26 protein-coding genes are annotated in these 14,901 nt (G+C 33.3%); 22 read left to right on the top strand and 4 right to left on the bottom strand.

Annotated features, from left to right (window positions below):
• Positions 1–29: 29 nt before the first annotated feature.
• The 3 genes from D7I46_RS09710 to D7I46_RS09700 all read left to right on the top strand — a co-directional run bounded on the left by D7I46_RS09710 (position 30) and on the right by D7I46_RS09700 (position 1,446).
• The gene (locus tag D7I46_RS09710; protein ID WP_120772718.1) at positions 30–233 is read left to right on the top strand and encodes a hypothetical protein; all 204 of its coding nucleotides are present in this window, start codon (positions 30–32) and stop codon (positions 231–233) included.
• A gap of 107 nt (positions 234–340) precedes the next feature.
• The gene (locus tag D7I46_RS09705; protein ID WP_120772717.1) at positions 341–1,222 is read left to right on the top strand and encodes an NAD(P)-dependent oxidoreductase; all 882 of its coding nucleotides are present in this window, start codon (positions 341–343) and stop codon (positions 1,220–1,222) included.
• Positions 1,219–1,446: a hypothetical protein gene (locus tag D7I46_RS09700; RefSeq protein ID WP_120772716.1), complete on the top strand. Its 228-nt coding sequence runs from the start codon at positions 1,219–1,221 to the stop codon at positions 1,444–1,446. The genes D7I46_RS09705 and D7I46_RS09700 overlap by 4 nt, the downstream gene beginning before the upstream one ends.
• 135 nt (positions 1,447–1,581) lie before the next feature.
• Here the strand turns inward: D7I46_RS09700 and D7I46_RS09695 are convergent, their stop codons facing one another.
• Positions 1,582–1,869: a hypothetical protein gene (locus D7I46_RS09695; RefSeq protein WP_120772715.1), complete on the bottom strand. Its 288-nt coding sequence runs from the start codon at positions 1,867–1,869 to the stop codon at positions 1,582–1,584.
• Positions 1,870–2,173: 304 nt separating this feature from the next.
• The gene (locus D7I46_RS09690; protein WP_205570814.1) at positions 2,174–2,938 is read right to left on the bottom strand and encodes a hypothetical protein; all 765 of its coding nucleotides are present in this window, start codon (positions 2,936–2,938) and stop codon (positions 2,174–2,176) included.
• Positions 2,939–3,072: 134 nt separating this feature from the next.
• Between D7I46_RS09690 and D7I46_RS09685 the strand changes: the two genes are divergently transcribed.
• From D7I46_RS09685 to D7I46_RS09645, 9 genes are all read left to right on the top strand, one after another.
• A complete protein-coding gene (locus tag D7I46_RS09685) occupies positions 3,073–3,375 on the top strand; it encodes a helix-turn-helix domain-containing protein (RefSeq protein ID WP_240424538.1) in 303 nt (100 codons plus the stop codon).
• A 696-nt stretch (positions 3,376–4,071) separates the two neighbouring features.
• Entirely contained in the window at positions 4,072–4,203 is a 132-nt protein-coding gene (locus tag D7I46_RS13745) for a hypothetical protein (RefSeq protein WP_338033582.1), read from the top strand.
• Positions 4,204–4,212: 9 nt separating this feature from the next.
• The gene (locus D7I46_RS09675) at positions 4,213–4,791 is read left to right on the top strand and encodes a hypothetical protein (RefSeq protein WP_120772713.1); all 579 of its coding nucleotides are present in this window, start codon (positions 4,213–4,215) and stop codon (positions 4,789–4,791) included.
• Positions 4,782–6,143, top strand: a complete 1,362-nt coding sequence (locus D7I46_RS09670; protein ID WP_120772712.1) for a hypothetical protein — start codon at positions 4,782–4,784, stop codon at positions 6,141–6,143. The genes D7I46_RS09675 and D7I46_RS09670 overlap by 10 nt, the downstream gene beginning before the upstream one ends.
• Before the next feature lie 7 nt (positions 6,144–6,150).
• Positions 6,151–6,387, top strand: a complete 237-nt coding sequence (locus tag D7I46_RS09665; RefSeq protein ID WP_120772711.1) for a hypothetical protein — start codon at positions 6,151–6,153, stop codon at positions 6,385–6,387.
• A 42-nt stretch (positions 6,388–6,429) separates the two neighbouring features.
• Positions 6,430–6,711, top strand: a complete 282-nt coding sequence (locus tag D7I46_RS09660) for a hypothetical protein (protein WP_120772710.1) — start codon at positions 6,430–6,432, stop codon at positions 6,709–6,711.
• A 33-nt stretch (positions 6,712–6,744) separates the two neighbouring features.
• Positions 6,745–6,996: an EsaB/YukD family protein gene (locus D7I46_RS09655; RefSeq protein WP_120772709.1), complete on the top strand. Its 252-nt coding sequence runs from the start codon at positions 6,745–6,747 to the stop codon at positions 6,994–6,996.
• Between the two features lie 83 nt (positions 6,997–7,079).
• Positions 7,080–7,343 carry a YiaA/YiaB family inner membrane protein gene (locus D7I46_RS09650; RefSeq protein ID WP_120772708.1) on the top strand — a complete coding sequence of 88 codons (264 nt, stop codon included), beginning with the start codon at positions 7,080–7,082 and terminating at the stop codon, positions 7,341–7,343.
• A 36-nt stretch (positions 7,344–7,379) separates the two neighbouring features.
• Positions 7,380–8,657: a synaptobrevin family protein gene (locus D7I46_RS09645; RefSeq protein ID WP_120772707.1), complete on the top strand. Its 1,278-nt coding sequence runs from the start codon at positions 7,380–7,382 to the stop codon at positions 8,655–8,657.
• A gap of 62 nt (positions 8,658–8,719) precedes the next feature.
• Here D7I46_RS09645 and D7I46_RS09640 read toward each other — a convergent pair whose 3' ends face one another.
• Positions 8,720–9,634, bottom strand: coding sequence for an ImmA/IrrE family metallo-endopeptidase (locus tag D7I46_RS09640; RefSeq protein ID WP_120772706.1), 915 nt, complete (start codon positions 9,632–9,634; stop codon positions 8,720–8,722).
• Between the two features lie 9 nt (positions 9,635–9,643).
• Positions 9,644–10,003, bottom strand: a complete 360-nt coding sequence (locus tag D7I46_RS09635; protein WP_120772705.1) for a helix-turn-helix domain-containing protein — start codon at positions 10,001–10,003, stop codon at positions 9,644–9,646.
• A gap of 853 nt (positions 10,004–10,856) precedes the next feature.
• Between D7I46_RS09635 and D7I46_RS09630 the strand changes: the two genes are divergently transcribed.
• The 10 genes from D7I46_RS09630 (at position 10,857) to D7I46_RS09595 (ending at position 14,899) form a co-directional block, all read left to right on the top strand.
• Positions 10,857–11,564 (top strand): hypothetical protein, encoded by a 708-nt coding sequence (locus D7I46_RS09630; RefSeq protein ID WP_120772704.1) that lies wholly within the window; start codon positions 10,857–10,859, stop codon positions 11,562–11,564.
• Between the two features lie 80 nt (positions 11,565–11,644).
• Positions 11,645–11,785, top strand: a complete 141-nt coding sequence (locus tag D7I46_RS13335) for a hypothetical protein (protein ID WP_162930879.1) — start codon at positions 11,645–11,647, stop codon at positions 11,783–11,785.
• A gap of 49 nt (positions 11,786–11,834) precedes the next feature.
• The gene (locus D7I46_RS09625; RefSeq protein WP_142765807.1) at positions 11,835–12,161 is read left to right on the top strand and encodes a helix-turn-helix transcriptional regulator; all 327 of its coding nucleotides are present in this window, start codon (positions 11,835–11,837) and stop codon (positions 12,159–12,161) included.
• 4 nt (positions 12,162–12,165) lie between these two features.
• Positions 12,166–12,453: a hypothetical protein gene (locus D7I46_RS09620; RefSeq protein ID WP_120772702.1), complete on the top strand. Its 288-nt coding sequence runs from the start codon at positions 12,166–12,168 to the stop codon at positions 12,451–12,453.
• Positions 12,446–12,727 carry a hypothetical protein gene (locus D7I46_RS09615; RefSeq protein WP_223804691.1) on the top strand — a complete coding sequence of 94 codons (282 nt, stop codon included), beginning with the start codon at positions 12,446–12,448 and terminating at the stop codon, positions 12,725–12,727. The genes D7I46_RS09620 and D7I46_RS09615 overlap by 8 nt, the downstream gene beginning before the upstream one ends.
• Positions 12,724–12,981 carry a hypothetical protein gene (locus D7I46_RS09610; RefSeq protein ID WP_120772701.1) on the top strand — a complete coding sequence of 86 codons (258 nt, stop codon included), beginning with the start codon at positions 12,724–12,726 and terminating at the stop codon, positions 12,979–12,981. Before D7I46_RS09615 ends, D7I46_RS09610 begins: the two co-directional genes overlap by 4 nt.
• Positions 12,982–13,141: 160 nt before the next feature.
• On the top strand, positions 13,142–13,408 hold the full coding sequence (locus D7I46_RS09605) for a hypothetical protein (protein WP_120772700.1): 267 nt from the start codon (positions 13,142–13,144) through the stop codon (positions 13,406–13,408).
• Entirely contained in the window at positions 13,401–13,670 is a 270-nt protein-coding gene (locus D7I46_RS09600; protein ID WP_120772699.1) for a hypothetical protein, read from the top strand. Before D7I46_RS09605 ends, D7I46_RS09600 begins: the two co-directional genes overlap by 8 nt.
• A 310-nt stretch (positions 13,671–13,980) precedes the next feature.
• Positions 13,981–14,115, top strand: a complete 135-nt coding sequence (locus tag D7I46_RS13685) for a hypothetical protein (protein ID WP_276116919.1) — start codon at positions 13,981–13,983, stop codon at positions 14,113–14,115.
• A 1-nt stretch (position 14,116) separates the two neighbouring features.
• On the top strand, positions 14,117–14,899 hold the full coding sequence (locus tag D7I46_RS09595; protein WP_120772698.1) for a hypothetical protein: 783 nt from the start codon (positions 14,117–14,119) through the stop codon (positions 14,897–14,899).
• The last annotated feature ends 2 nt before the right edge of the window (positions 14,900–14,901 follow it).

The raw sequence follows: 14,901 nt of genomic DNA, 5'->3' as shown, positions 1-14,901 counted from the left end.
TGTATTCACTAAGAAAAATGGAGGGAACAATGAGATTAACGGAGGAACAGCTTCAAGAAATTATTGATGAAAACCCATTGCGTTCGCTCTCTTCAATTTCAGAAGCGACAGGAAATTCACGTACTGAGATTGAAAAATTATTAAAAACTTACAAATTAGATGAATATCGCAATCGAAAAATTAAACGTCTTCGAGGCGATAAAGCAAGGAAAAGAAGAGACGTTCAATATTAGTGAGTATGTTCAGAAACTCTGTTTTTCACGTAGCCAAGCGCCATAGCCTGCCTACGCTTCAAAAACAGAGTTTCTGAACAAGTTTACTATGTAAAAAGGAGAAAAATATGTCAAAAATTGCATTTATCGGTACAGGCGTTATGGGCGCTGCAATGGCAGGTCATCTCATGGATGCAGGTCATGAACTTATCGTTTATAATCGTACGAAATCAAAAACAGATACTTTGGTTGCGCGTGGTGCAACGTATGTATCAAGTCCACAAGAAGCGGCAAAAAATGCTGAATTTATTATCACGATTGTAGGCTATCCTAAAGATGTGAGAGAAGTATATTTTGGTGAAACAGGTATTTTTCAGAATGATTTAAAAGGGAAAATACTTATTGACATGACAACGACAGAGCCAACACTTGCCAAGGAAATTTATACAAAAGCAAAAAAATCAGGTGCGGATGCACTGGATGCTCCTGTTTCAGGTGGGGACCTTGGAGCAAAGAATGCCACATTGACCATTATGGTTGGTGGAGATGAGTCTGTGTATAATAAAGCTTTACTCCTTTTTGAAAAAATGGGAAAAACAGTTGCTTATCAAGGCGTTGCAGGTAGTGGGCAGCATACAAAAATGGCAAATCAAATCGGTATTGCAGGAACGATGACTGCCATGACAGAGCTTCTTGTGTATGCAGATAAAGCGGGACTTGACCTTGATAAAGTATTGACGACAGTTGGAGGTGGTTCTGCTGCGACATGGTCACTCACTAACTATGCACCACGTATTTTACGTGAAGACTTTACCGCAGGATTTTTTGTAAAACACTTTATCAAAGATCTCGGTATTGCGCTTGACGAATCTGCTAAAATGGGTATTTCTCTTCCAGCTACAGCAGGAGCCAAACAGCTTTATGATATGCTTGCTGAAAAAGGTTTTGAAAATGATGGGACACAGGCGCTTATCAAATTGTGGTGGGAAAATGGAAAAAAACCAGAATGATAACTGAACAAGAATTTTTTGATGATGAGGCTTGGGATGATTGGGACGCAACAGACGAAGAGGTGGAAAATCTATACGAAATTAACCGTGAAGTCGTTTGGCAAGCATTCAACGCGTTATGCGAAGGAAAACTCGCTGGTGTCTCGCAAGCAACGAAGTCTTATCTTTTTGAGGATTTTAAGCGACAGTATTTTGCTAATAAGTTTCGTGATGAACAGAAATAACTTCTGTTAGTGTTGGTAGAACAAAAATACTGATTTGATAGATTTATCAAATCAGTATTTTTGTGTATTTAGTGAATTTATTTTGCTGAACTAGTTAAATCCATCATTCTTTCAGCGTATTCCTCTGTCATCATTTCACCAATCAAGGTCAGAACTATTTACCCCTTGACTCAATAAATAATCTTTCAAGTCCTGATAAAAATCTTCTTCCTTATCAGGTGCGTCTCCATTAACATCATCAAATCTACCAGTTGAGTCTTTCCAAATAATGTAAGTCTCGTAGTTTGTTCCAGTCCATACAACATCTGCTGAAAAATTAATACTTCCTTCAATAGTTTCTGTATATGTGTCGTCTTCGTCGTTACTTGGTACTTCTACACTAAAATCATAGTCTTTTTCAAATGAATAATCTAGGTGTTCCATAATGTCTCCTTATTCTTAATCGTCATCTTCCCCGAAACCATAGAGTTCGTTTCGGCAACCGCAATGAGGACAAAGCACGTAAGCATGAGCGTTGTCGCCATCTTCCCAAGGAGCGAAAAAGTTTCCGCCGTGTAAATCTTGCTGACAGTTGATACATTCGTTCATTTTATTTTCTCCAATCTAAAAATTTTACTTCATCAAATAGAAAAACATTCCAAAAAACCAACGAACAGCTCCTAATAGAAGTTTTGGAATAATTAAAATTGCTTTGAAAACAATTTTCACGGAACTTTACCTCCATTCCTTATTTCATTGCTGTGAATATTAGTTTGGCTGTATCTCCATAGCTTCCTTGAGTTGTAGGGTTAACACCATCAAAACTTGTAGAAATAATTTGTCCCTCTTTGAGACTAACAGCGACATCGGGGCTACTAGGATTATATTGTTGGTCGCTTTCACTTCCTTTCGAATCGTCATAAATAGAGATATCCCAACCTGAGTTACTCAGTGAAGGGTCTAACTGAACATTAGTGCTAAGTTTGTAATTTCCAGCAGGAATATCGCGTCCTACAACATATTCTCCTTGACCAAGTTGTGTTGTTGGAGTAACTTTTTCGGGAACTGCAACAAAATTGACCTTGGCAATATCGCGGAACTCAACAGTATCTCCGTCCATTAAAATAATACGGAAAATTGAGGAGGCGTTATTCTCGTTACCAGGAGCTCCTCCAATCCAGTTTAGGTAAAGACCGTTGACAGATTTTCTCTCACCTTGTATATTGCCATCTCCACCAGTAATGTGTAAATCATAAATTCCTGGTTTAATGGTTCCACTATCACCGACAGTCATTGTTCCCGTTACATAGATTTCACCTGTTGATTTTGAGTTTGCAGCAAGTTCGTTTGTAGCCGTAATAACGGAATTAGTTTTGGGCTTGGCTTTTGAGGAAGATGAAGAAACTTTTATTTCTTTGCTCCCAGAATCCTTTGTGGCAGAGTTAGTTGAACTGCAAGCTGCAAGTAGGGTCAAAGAGAGCAATCCAACCCCCAAAAGTGATAAATTTTTCATGTTTAATTTCTCCTAAAATTAAAGCGTTCATATGCTTTTATTATAGAATAAATTTCGCTAAAGCTCAAATTATACAGAAACTCTTAATTGATTTTTCTTTGTTAGAATTTGAAAGCGAGGTGAATCAAGTGGGAATGGAATATTTTGGGGATAAACTGCACGCGCTGCGAATTGAGAAAAAGTTCACTCAAAATGAGCTTGCGTCAAGGCTTGGCGTGGTTGGTGCGTCTGTTTCCTCGTATGAAAAAAATAAGCAGTATCTGTCAATCGAAATTCTTATCCAACTTTGTCAGATTTTTGATGTTTCGGCTGACTATTTACTGGGCTTGTCTGACGACAAGGAGTTTAATACATCGTCTTTGACGGATGAGCAGCTTCAAATTGTGCTGCGTTTGATTAATGAATTTGAGCAGTTTAATGCTTTGAAAGAAAAATAAGACATTGCAGATTTTTGCAGTGTTTTTTTAGTGCAAGTTTTACATCGTCTATGGTGAAAGGAGAGTTTTATCATGGATACTAAAGATGTTGACTTGAGCGGTCTCACAGAATCTCAAATTCAAATTATTTTAGAGATTATTTCCTTGTTTAAACAGCTAAATCGCTCTGAATAATGTTTTAGACGATTTCATCTTTAACAGCGTTAGAAAACCTGACTGTTCAGGTTTTCTTTTTTAGATGGAATTTGTCTAAAATTCAATGAAAAAAATGTTATAATTATACTATGAAGCAGAGGACTTCGTGAAGCCAGTAAAATAACAAATGTAGAATAGAAAACAAGAAAACTAACCAAAAAACTAACCAAGCAAAGAATAATATGTAAATTTATAAAATAAAAAGGCACTAATCAAAAAAAGAACTAGTGGCTTTTTATTTTGTAAATTTGAAATATTAATTGTAAATAAAATGGGGTAAGCAGTTGCAAATCCCTTCTAAAAACTGTAAAATAAACTTAATTAGAATCACATGAAAATTTAAGGAGAATTTTACATAATGGGAACATCGAAACTAAGTTCTAACTCAATAGTAGCACAAGGAGCTATTTCTGAATTAGTGGGATAGATACTAGTTCACATAAAAATAAGACCATAAGTTTAGGGTCAAGCAATATTGCTAGTATGAAGGCAGGGGAAAGCGTGTCTAATCAAATGCTCAATCTTGTTTCTGATTTCTCCTCGGTTATTCTTAAACAAGCTAAAAAATTTCCTGAACTTGCTCATAAAATTGAGGAACGAGATATTTCAGATGCGCAACAGTTCAAAAAGTAGAGAGTATTTATGGAAGCAAATGAGGAATGGGCAAAAACACTTGCAATATGGGCAGGACTTGACCCTAAAGAACACTTAAAAATATGGCGAGAAAATCAGCTAAAGGAAAATCAGAAACGAGCAGAACGGCAGAAAAATAGTAATCAAGAGAAACAGCCCAATGTTTCAACTTTTCGGAAAAAGCAAACGGTACAATTTGAGGCACTAGACTTTGGCACACGAAAAATTTCAAAAGATAAAAATGAATTAGAACGTCTCGCTTATAATCAAAAAATTATGGCAAAAGAAAATCAAATTGATGATGTCATGCAATTGAAAAATCGCACGGTTGAAAGAAATCATAGATTAGAACAAGAGCGCTATCATCAATTAAGCCAAAATGAAGAATTATCATATCAAACATCAAAATTTAATCCTTCACAAGCTAAAAGAGAAAATGATGAATTGCAAGATGTTTTTTCACAGATTAAAAATATTAGTTTTCGTCAGGAAGAAGCACAGGAACAGTTCACTCAAAAAATGCGTCAAACTTTACAAGATGATATTGATAGATTAGGGGCAGAAAGGAATAAACTAGCATGGGATTGATTTATGATAGTGGTGAATCACACGAGTTGATTGAAGCGCTAAGTTCAAATATAACTATTTCTTACCAAATAACAAATGGAATGAGTAAAGGGAGTACGCATTTAATTTCAACACTAAACCGTGGGGAATTATCAGGAGTGGCTTATCATGCGGGCAAGAATCTTTTTGAAGCAGTGATTCACCCAACAATACTAAAAGTGAAACAGGCGATTGAGGATATAAAATCAGACCTTTCAGCTTATAAGTCGGCAGATAGCAGTATTAGTCACTATGGACATTTAGATATGGAGATTTTGCAACAACAGCATCGATTGATTCAAGAAACAATGCGTACTGTTGAAGAACAAATCCAACTTGACCAAGATTTTTCAGTTCAAATGTCTAATGTTTTGGGAGGGAATGTTCTTGAAAGTGTTCGAGCGTTCAGTGAAGCACAGGCACTACAAGAGCAATTAGAACGGTTAGAGCGCTTGAAACAGGGGTATGAAGAGAAAATGAGCGCATTAGAAAGCTTTTCAAGTATGACTGCTTCTCTTTTTTCAGATAGTCTAGCTGTTTTTCAATCTGCAATGCAGGGGATAAAAATGCTCAATGGAACGACTTTTGATAGTGGAGGCAATCCTAAATATCCAGCAGGTTCTAATTTAAATTGGTTGAGTACAATGAGAAATCAATCTCTTGATAACGGAACGAGTTATACGGATAGTAAAATAAAAAATAAATATAAAAATCGTTCAAGTGAATTAAAAGCAATTGAAAAATTAAGTTTAGAGATGGGAATTTCACTTGAAGAAGCTGAAAAGCTTCATCTCAGTTTCCAAAAATTAGGTAAAAATCAAAAAGAACTTGATAAACTTAAACAAACCTCAGAAGTGGTTAATGCCTATTTTTCAAAAATAAAAGAATATCCTAAAATACATGATAATGATAATATAGAGTTGATTACTGTTAGTTATGGAGAGCCAGATTCAGATAATGTGATTCGTTATGTTGTAAATACGACAACAAACAAATTAGTTTCAATTGAAGCAGGAAGCTCTATGAAAACCCTCCTTGGTTATGTTGGGTCAGCAGATAGATGGACACAGTGGAATTCAGCAATTCCTAAAGTTAAAGACCAAGAAGTTATTCAGAGTACTAATATAGCTAAAATCTTAAAACAATTTGGGGAAATTAATTCAACTTTAAAAACTACAACAATCAAGAAAAAAGGTAAAGAGTATCTTGAAGAATTAACTCGGTTAGAATCTGAAGCGAAAAAGAAACGTGAAATTGAGAATAAACAAAAATCCTCAACAATGGCAGATGATTCAGGGCATGGACCTATATTTGCAGGAACAGGAGCGCAGTAGATAGATAATGAAATTTTTTAAAGATGGAGTTAATGATTTAACGAAAAAACAGACACATTATTATCTCCGGATTTTTACTATGTTGGCAACAGTGTCTAGACCTAAATACTCTGAGAGTTATGAGGAAACACGTATTTTGTTTTTAGCAAGAGATGCGATTAATTCACATAAACATTTTGGTGATACAATGAGAGTTTTGATTTCAAATCTTAAAGAATTGGAACAAGAACAAAAAGGGGATTGACGCCAAAGGTTAAGGAACTTTTTGAAGATTTGAAGAAAGATTATGATTTTTAAAGATGGGGTTAATGATTTAACTAAAAAACAAACACATTACTATGTAAGAATAGATACCATGGTTGTTACAAGGTCTAGGTACTCTAAGAGTTATGAGGAAAAAAGAGCTTTGTTTTTAGCAAGAGATTCGATTAATTCTCACCAACATTTTGGTACAACTATGCGTATTTTGATTGCTAGACTTAGAGAGTTAGAAATGGAACAAAAAGAAGGATTGTCTCCACAGGTTAAAGAGCTTTTTGAAGATTTGAAGAAAGATTATGATTTTTGAATTTTCTTTTATGGTTGGTAGAAATAGGTTACTATGCGAACAGATACACATATTACTATAAGCCTTGAATATGAGGGGCGACAATTAGATTTAGTTATTCCTATTCAAGTAACAGTAAATCGCCTGATAGAATTACTTGATAATATGTTTCGTTCAAATCAAGTTTTTTTACCCCAAAATTGGAAACTTGACGTTAAAGGAAAACATCTTCATTTTGATGGAACGGACTTTTTAGCAGATTATCCTGTTGGGAATGGGGATGTATTTGTTATTGTTTGGGATTGAGATGATAATTAAATTAAGATAAAAACAGAATAATTGAATACCAAAAGTTTTGGTTTTTTAATGTTTGAAAGGAAAAGAAAGTAATGAATAATATTAAGAAAAAAGTTTATCGGAATACACCCGCTTATCAAATGATGGCATGGGGAGCATTTGCATTTTTTGTAGTTTTATTGTTGATTGGCTTATACACATTAAAAGAGCCATTGATGGTTAAGGGGTATTACTTAATGGCTGCGGTTGGTTTGATTTCATCTTCTTTTACTGTGGCTAAAGTGGTAAGAGATAATCAAGAAGATGAAGAAAGATACAATAAGATGTTTCGAGATACGGATGCATCAGCCGATTAAGTATAAAAAGAATTGTTCAAAATTTAAGGAGAATTTATGACAAAAGAGGAGTGGAAACAAGCGTTTCGACAAATGAATGGTAGAGAGCCATCTGTTGAAGAATTTTTGAAGGCTAAAGAAAATGGCGAATTTGAATTTGAAGAAACGCTAGAAGATAAAACTGAAAATATTTCAAAGCTTGATGCTGTGAGCTTGAAACAAAGATTTGGTGGTAAAAATAAACAGTATATTATTTTAGCAGGTAGTATTGTTTTTATAATTGTTTTAATTATTGGCGTGTTTTCTTTTGTTAATAGCCGTCCTAAAAATATCATTACTAATATAGATGTAAAATATTCTGGTTATAATAAATTAGGAATTGCTGTATTATCAGAGAATTATAAAAATGAGATGGAAGCTATTATAGCTAAAAAAGTAGGTTATAGTAGTTCTGATGTGGATGCGGTAAAAAAAGGAAATGATGATGTTTTAACTGCTAATATTACTAAAATGGCTCAGTTAACGAAATATTTAGATGATACAGTAGTCAAATTAAGTAAAGATAATAACTTATCAAATGGCGATAAGATAACATTAAGTGTGACAACTAGCCTTAAAGATAATCCGATTAAATCAGCAAAAAAAGCATTGACAGTTTCAGGGTTAGAAAAATCAACAGTTTATAAGATTTCTGATATTATAAAAAAATATCCCATAAAAGTTATAGGATATAATCATTTTGGCTCACTCACTTACAATGATGAAATTTTTAATTTAAGTCAGACTACTGATTCATATTTAGCTGATGAGGGTGGAAAAAATTTAACAAATGGCGATTCTGTAAAAATGTATCTTTCTAATTCTTATGTGGCGGCATTAGCTAAGAAAGGATTTATTCTTTCAGGTAAAGGAGGTACAACTATTAAAGTTTCAGGACTTTTAGATTCTCCCAAAATTTCAAACTTGAATGATTTACTTAGCCAAATTGATACTGTGGTAAGAAGTGATAAAAAGTCTGATGATTATGATACCTATACTATTACTCGACAAGAAAGTTATTTCATTGGGGAAAATATTCAAGATTCCAATTCAGAGGGTTTTTCTGTGATTTCCATTTATAAAATTATTGATGATTCAAATTTTTTTGGTCAACATACGAAAACAACAAGTTATTATATTTATGGCTATAAAGGACTAGAATTAAATGGCGATAAGATAAATGTTGCATCATTAACGAAAGATGATGTATATGATGAGTATAGTTCTTATGATTCTATTCAGGCAGCTTTAGATAGTTTGAAATCAGATTATCCAAGCTTGGTTAAATTAAACTAAAAAATAAAAGACTTATGAAAATACAAATTTCATGGGTCTTTTTATTTTCTTCAAAAATTGCATTAAATATTGCTTTGTTGTTTCTTTAAATATTCATTCATCACTAATTGCAATAAAGTATAATTTTTATAATGATACGCATAATCTTGTTCAAAGAGTAATTCCTCAATGGATAGTTTTTGTAAAAAAATAATACATTCTTGCTGATTTTCGATCACACCTCGACTTGTTTTGACAGGTAAAAACTTAGTAGTAGGTTTAAAATTCTTTTTGTCAATTAAGCTCTTGATTTGTCTTGCCGATTTATAATTGCCGTTTATAAACTCTGAAACTAAATCTAATGCTTCTTTGTAACTTAGCCCGATGATGTGATAGAAATAATTCAATAACCTATTACGTAGTGCGGTTTTACTTATATTAATTGATATGCAAATGTTGTTAAATGAATAGTTTCGAGTTAAGAACGTTTCTAATTTAAGAGTAGGGCAAAATAAAATTGAAGCGATAATATTGGCTTCATCTTCAAAAGGCATCAATTCGGCAGGATAAACACCTGAAAATTTAGATGCGAATATCTTTTTGTTTGCTTCAATCCCATGAAAGTATAAATGAGAAAGTTCGTGTAGAATGGTAAAAATAATTCGTGATTTTGGTTTGGTTTGATTTATCATAATAACATTTTTACCATTTTGTGGGATAGTAACACCAGACATTTCTCTAACAATATAATCATCAAGGAAAGAAAACTTATAGTTTTTTACAATATCGTTGTATTTTATTGGAGCGTGGGGGTCTGTTTCAAAAAATGTAAAAAGAATATTGTAGTTTGCTTCAAAATAAGCAATGACATCTAAAGGAGCTACTTTTGAAACAGGTTTATTTAGATATTTTGCGATTTCTTCAAGAAGTTCATTAGCTTTGTTAAGACATTGGCTATAAATGGTGGAACTAACAACTCGATATTCAAAATTATTCATAAAAAATTATCATTTTTTCCAGTTAGATTCATCATTTAATAAGTCTTTAGCGACTTTCATCATATTTTTAAGTGCTTTATTAAATTGAATTTGTTCTTCTTTTGTCATATCTTTTCGTTCCATGCGAAAAGCAGCAACGAGGTCGTTTTCTTCTTCGGTTAGTTCTTCATTATTTTTAGATTCTTCACGTCCTAGTAAATAGTCAACAGTTACACCAAAATATTCAGCGAGTTCGCTTAATTTGTCGCCAGTAGGTATGCTTTTTTTGTAATTATACAGTGTATTTTTAGAAAGACCTAAGTCGCTTTCTATTTGATTTAAAGATTTTTTGTTCTTTTTTGCAAGTTCCTGGAGTATTTCATAAAACATTTTGTTTCTCCCAAAAAATATTATTTTTTGTGACTTAATGCTTGACAAGCGTTAATAAATATATTAAAATAATTATATAGTTAATAAATACATTAATTAACTATATAAAAAATAAGCGGAAGCGCGCTTTGGCAGCTCCCACAAAAGTGTTAAATTAATAACCTAGACAATTATTATTTTAACACTTTTAAAGGAGAAAAGTCAATGTATGCAGAAACTAATTTAAAAACTGAAAAACCTGTGGCGAGCCGTCGCCCTAATTAAGCGGTACTGACAATCTTCTAGCATGACCGAGGAAGCCACTCAAAAACCTGGAGAGGGTTGAATTATCAGAAAGCAAATGTAACATGAACCCATTTGTGATAATTCTGAATGAGACAGGACGATTGCCTCTCGAAGTAGAACTGACAGCGTAACATGAAATTCAATCTTGAAAATTCAGAATTTCTGAGCTGTTCCACTAGATAGAGCCAGCAACGCCTTTCATTCATTAACTTTGAAAGGACGTTGGAGAAAGTTGAAGATACTTTCTCATTTGTAAAGTTTTTTGTGTCCAAAATTTAGAGAATTGATAAAGGTCAATTCTTTTTTTAATGTAAAATGAAAATAAATTAAAAACCCATCAAAATCTTGTCTAGGGATAAAGATAACACTCATGAAAAGAGAGATACTTTCTAAAGTGCCTTTATTTTTAGCAAAATGCCGATAGGTTTTTTATGAGAAATTAGTTTAAGAAAAATAGATGATTCATCAGATAGTGGTTCAAATCCGCTATTTCTCTTAATTTTAAGATAATTATGTTGTTACTTTATGTTATAATAAAGTAACAATAGGAGCATTAAAGGAGTAAATTATGAATAAGAAAAGTACAGTTGCACTTGCGACTATTGCATTGCTATCAGTAGGGATGTTATCAGCGTGTGGTGGTTCTAAAGTTGAAAGTAAGAAAGATGAAACATCACAACTAGAGAAAAAGACAAACGATTTGAAAGAAAAAGCTAGAGTAGCGATACAAAAAGCTTATACTTCACGTAAAGATGAAGATATAAAAAGTGCTGAAACAGCGATTAAGAAATTGAGTGCTAAAAATCAAAAAATATATCAACCAGAAGTGGATAAATTGAAAAGTTTGCTCAATCAGTTGAAAGCAACTGATGGCTTAATTGCGATTGCCGAAAAATCTAAAAAAGAGGTTGATGTGACAAAGGCACAAAATGCAATCAATGCAGAAAAAGACAGCTACTTTGAAAAAGATAAAAAGTCACAACAAGCTCGGCTGGATAAAGTCAAACAAGCTGTTTCTACTCAAAAAGCAAAAGTTGAAGCTGAGAAGAAAAAAGCAGAAGCAACAAAAGCAAGTAAAGCTAATCAAACAACAAGTAGCATAACGGCTCAAAATCAATCATCAAATACAAATTCAAATAATAATCAAAGCTCAAATAATGCCAATTCTTCATACAATTCAGGGCAAAGTAATACAGGTGGAGCATCACAAGGTAATTCATCATCAAATGGTAATAACAATGCTGGGGAAACACTCAACAACCGACGACACCAGTAACACCTCCGTCTACTACACCAACACAACCCTCAAAACCAACACCAGTATATAAGTATGTAGGCTGGGTTTCAGTTGATGGAGTGCGTAGATGGTCGCAAACATTTAATACTTTAGGAGAAGCTCAAGCTTATGTAGATGCTACGGTTAATTCTCAAGCTGTTATTGATTTGGGATTTGACCACAGTATTAGATATGGCGTTACACCCGTTCAAGTCAATTAATCACTCAAACAGTCTTTCAAAGGCTGTTTTTTTATTTGGAGATAAACAAATGACGACTATTGCAGAGCGACTTTCAGATTTAAGACATATGAATAATTTAACTCAAAATCAAGTATGTGATGCTTTGGGTTTGACTGAAAGAACATATATCAGATATGAAAAAGGACAGACAAAGCCAGATACAGAATTATTGATTCGTTTTTCTGAGTTTTATAACAAAAACTTATTTTGGATTCTAGGGCTTACTAAGCAAATGGAAATATTCAATTTTGTGATGGACGTTTTGGAGCAAAATGCAAAATATGGCGATTCAAATGGCTTACGTTCAAGAGCTTGCTTAGAATATATGGAACAATGTTTTGCTGTGAGAGGATAAAGAAATGAGACAACTTAATAAAACAGAAGAATTTGAGGAAAATCTTGAAATTTACAGAATGATATGCTCAACTTCTACAAATAAGAAGAAGATAAATTTTCAGAAAAAGCTACTTATGCGGTTATTTACCGACGGCTCTGTCAGCACTGACAAACTTGAGCTTGAAAAAGTCAAGAAACAGCGTGATATTTTAGTAGAAGCACTAAAAATCATCAAGGTTCATCACAGAAATGATTGGTCATTTTTCATTGATAACTACTTAGAAGAAATCGTAGGTATCGAAAGTGAATGATTTAGAAAATGCAACAACGCTTAAAGCATTGCGAGAGCTTGAAGAAGTCAAGAAAGAACGTGATGAATTAATTCATACATTAATTTATATAAGTGCTGCCGCAAACATTAATCAAAATATTGTTGAAGGAAATATTGCCGATAGTAAACTTGCTGAGTTAGCTAAAACTCAAAAAAACGCAGCTGATTATATCGAAAAAGTGACTGGAAGAAATATTGAAGATGTGCTGGCTGAAAATGAAGCACTTGCAGCGATTGAAGAGGGAAAGAAATGACAAAAGCTAAAGACAAAGAGACGACTTTGTATGTCATTAAGAGTACGATAAAGTTTTTAGAGGGATATTATACAGGAGAATCATTTATAGTTCAGGGAAGTAGATATGCGGTCTTTTCTGAAGTTAAAAGTATGGCTAAAGCTTATTCTAGTAGAAAACGTGCTGAAAATGCCTTAGAAAGCGTGTTGAATTGGGCAGAAAATATTTATGGGGAGGGTTTAATTTGTGTTGTTGAATTAAATAACTTGACCTGAATAAGTCATAAAAAGGTTTATTTACTCCTAATGATTGCTTTCTCATGATTGAGAGAGCAATTTTTTATTAGCGGAAAAAGGATTTCTCGGTTGAATAAAGTGAGTTCGATTCTCACGTTCCGCATAAGTGCGTATAAATTTAAGTGAAAGGAAAAAAGAAATGAAATTATCCTCACAATGCTTTCAAGCAGAAAAAGAGTGTAGGGAAATTTACGTCCGTTTTGAAACAAGTCGTTGTTTAGATTGGGATAACTCACAAGCATTACGTGAAGCTTATGATAAGGCTATGTTAAGGCTTAAACATTTAAAAGAGCTTTATCCTAACCTTTATAAGATTTATAAAACATATGAAATAAAAATCACTGGTTCATATAATAACGCAGTGATTTTTTTATGGAATGAAAGGAAAAACAAAAATTATGCCTAAAATCAAAACACAAGTAGAAGCTCTGAATTTAATATTAGATATTTCATGTGGAAAGTCAATTCCTTTACGGGTAGATATTGCGCTTTCAGAAGAAGAACTTGAAAAAAAGATTCCTGACCTTGATGATTTTGAGCGTTCAATTCAAGAAGCTATTAAAAAGCAGTATTTGTTAGAACGACTCGCTAAGGAAAGAGAAGACTGTCACCGATTGGTTGAAGAAGCCTTTGAACGTGGAAAAGAAAAGATTTTAGCGGGTGAGTAACAATGGGTAAAATTGCTAAGGAAGAAAGAGAATATCTAGCTCGTTCTGTGAAAAATTTATCGCAATGTCAGCGTAATTTGGAAGAACTCTAATTAAGAATTCAAGATGATAATGAAATTTCTGAAAGTTTTAAAAATAATGTTTCTACAGGACTTCTAATAGTTCATCTTGTCCAAGTGACTATTCTTGATGAATATGCGGTTGATTTTCCAAAATTATCAGCATTTCTAAAAGATAATATAAAAGACTTATAAATTAAAGAAATTGACCGAAATGTCAATAAACTATAACTCTAAAAAAGAGAGGAAATATGCTAGAAAAAGTGAAAGATATACCACCTAAAATACTGTTAGTTAACGGTAATCAAAAACAATGGCTTCGAAATCATCCTGATTTTGGGGCTTTTTCAGAACAAAAAAATAAAAATTCAATAAGGAGAATTTAAAATGTCTAATTCAATTTCAGATTTTGTTGTAAAAGAGGGCTTCTTTGGCGAAGCGGTCTTGATTGCTGAAGCAACCGCCAATACGCCTGTTCGTGGGGGTGGTCGTGCGGTTAAATATCCATTAATGACAGAAAATGTTGCTTTGGTTGATGTTTTTGTGAGCAATCCTCGTAAGGCTTCGGATGCCAAAGTGATGGATAAAATTATTCTTGGTCGTATCATGGGTGTACCACGGATTCAAGATGTGACAGAAAACGGTCGTGTTACAAATAGCTTTGTTGTAACTACTTTTTATGCAGACAGTGCGGATTCTGCAGGGTTACTTGATTTGAAAAATTTCAAAAAATCAGAAAATCAAATTGCAAAAATAGGTACAGGTAATGGGGATGTTTCCGATATTATGGACTTTGACAAAACATTTGGGGAACTTTTACTTATTAATAGCGTTCCTGAATACTTCCGTAACCCTGTAACTAATCAGTTGACAGATGAAATTACGAACTATGCGGTAACGGTACGCTCCACAAAGAATAATGAAATTTATTCCATTGATGTTCTTAACCTTGATTCAAAAGTAAAGGACTTGCCTCCTTTTACTAAATTGAAATTTGATACGCCTGAAGCTCGTTTGTTCCGAGATAACAGTCAAGCCGAAAATATTCGTGTGTCTATTTCAATGAGCGCCCAAGACTTACTTGAAGTAAAAGAAGCAGTTAAACCTAATACACCACAAACACCACCAGCATCACAAGGACAAGAGCCTAATAAATCAAAAAATAATTAATT

It is taken from the genome of Lactococcus allomyrinae, assembly GCF_003627095.1.
Taxonomy (GTDB): domain Bacteria; phylum Bacillota; class Bacilli; order Lactobacillales; family Streptococcaceae; genus Lactococcus; species Lactococcus allomyrinae.
The sequence above is the reverse complement of the archived record's forward strand: the minus strand, read 5'-3'. Positions and strand labels throughout refer to the sequence as shown.

Coding starts and splice junctions, on each gene's coding strand:
- D7I46_RS13685 (WP_276116919.1), top strand. CDS start 13,981: ATGCTAGAAAAAGTGAAAGATATACCACCTAAAATACTGTTAGTTAAC.
- D7I46_RS09595 (WP_120772698.1), top strand. CDS start 14,117: ATGTCTAATTCAATTTCAGATTTTGTTGTAAAAGAGGGCTTCTTTGGC.
- D7I46_RS09705 (WP_120772717.1), top strand. CDS start 341: ATGTCAAAAATTGCATTTATCGGTACAGGCGTTATGGGCGCTGCAATG.
- D7I46_RS09635 (WP_120772705.1), bottom strand. CDS start 10,003: ATGTTTTATGAAATACTCCAGGAACTTGCAAAAAAGAACAAAAAATCT.
- D7I46_RS09625 (WP_142765807.1), top strand. CDS start 11,835: ATGACGACTATTGCAGAGCGACTTTCAGATTTAAGACATATGAATAAT.
- D7I46_RS09695 (WP_120772715.1), bottom strand. CDS start 1,869: ATGGAACACCTAGATTATTCATTTGAAAAAGACTATGATTTTAGTGTA.
- D7I46_RS09710 (WP_120772718.1), top strand. CDS start 30: ATGAGATTAACGGAGGAACAGCTTCAAGAAATTATTGATGAAAACCCA.
- D7I46_RS09650 (WP_120772708.1), top strand. CDS start 7,080: ATGAATAATATTAAGAAAAAAGTTTATCGGAATACACCCGCTTATCAA.
- D7I46_RS09690 (WP_205570814.1), bottom strand. CDS start 2,938: ATGAAAAATTTATCACTTTTGGGGGTTGGATTGCTCTCTTTGACCCTA.
- D7I46_RS09675 (WP_120772713.1), top strand. CDS start 4,213: ATGGAAGCAAATGAGGAATGGGCAAAAACACTTGCAATATGGGCAGGA.
- D7I46_RS09645 (WP_120772707.1), top strand. CDS start 7,380: ATGACAAAAGAGGAGTGGAAACAAGCGTTTCGACAAATGAATGGTAGA.
- D7I46_RS09620 (WP_120772702.1), top strand. CDS start 12,166: ATGAGACAACTTAATAAAACAGAAGAATTTGAGGAAAATCTTGAAATT.
- D7I46_RS09665 (WP_120772711.1), top strand. CDS start 6,151: ATGAAATTTTTTAAAGATGGAGTTAATGATTTAACGAAAAAACAGACA.
- D7I46_RS09655 (WP_120772709.1), top strand. CDS start 6,745: ATGCGAACAGATACACATATTACTATAAGCCTTGAATATGAGGGGCGA.
- D7I46_RS09700 (WP_120772716.1), top strand. CDS start 1,219: ATGATAACTGAACAAGAATTTTTTGATGATGAGGCTTGGGATGATTGG.
- D7I46_RS09685 (WP_240424538.1), top strand. CDS start 3,073: ATGGAATATTTTGGGGATAAACTGCACGCGCTGCGAATTGAGAAAAAG.
- D7I46_RS09610 (WP_120772701.1), top strand. CDS start 12,724: ATGACAAAAGCTAAAGACAAAGAGACGACTTTGTATGTCATTAAGAGT.
- D7I46_RS09670 (WP_120772712.1), top strand. CDS start 4,782: ATGGGATTGATTTATGATAGTGGTGAATCACACGAGTTGATTGAAGCG.
- D7I46_RS09660 (WP_120772710.1), top strand. CDS start 6,430: ATGATTTTTAAAGATGGGGTTAATGATTTAACTAAAAAACAAACACAT.
- D7I46_RS09600 (WP_120772699.1), top strand. CDS start 13,401: ATGCCTAAAATCAAAACACAAGTAGAAGCTCTGAATTTAATATTAGAT.
- D7I46_RS09640 (WP_120772706.1), bottom strand. CDS start 9,634: ATGAATAATTTTGAATATCGAGTTGTTAGTTCCACCATTTATAGCCAA.
- D7I46_RS09630 (WP_120772704.1), top strand. CDS start 10,857: ATGAATAAGAAAAGTACAGTTGCACTTGCGACTATTGCATTGCTATCA.
- D7I46_RS09605 (WP_120772700.1), top strand. CDS start 13,142: ATGAAATTATCCTCACAATGCTTTCAAGCAGAAAAAGAGTGTAGGGAA.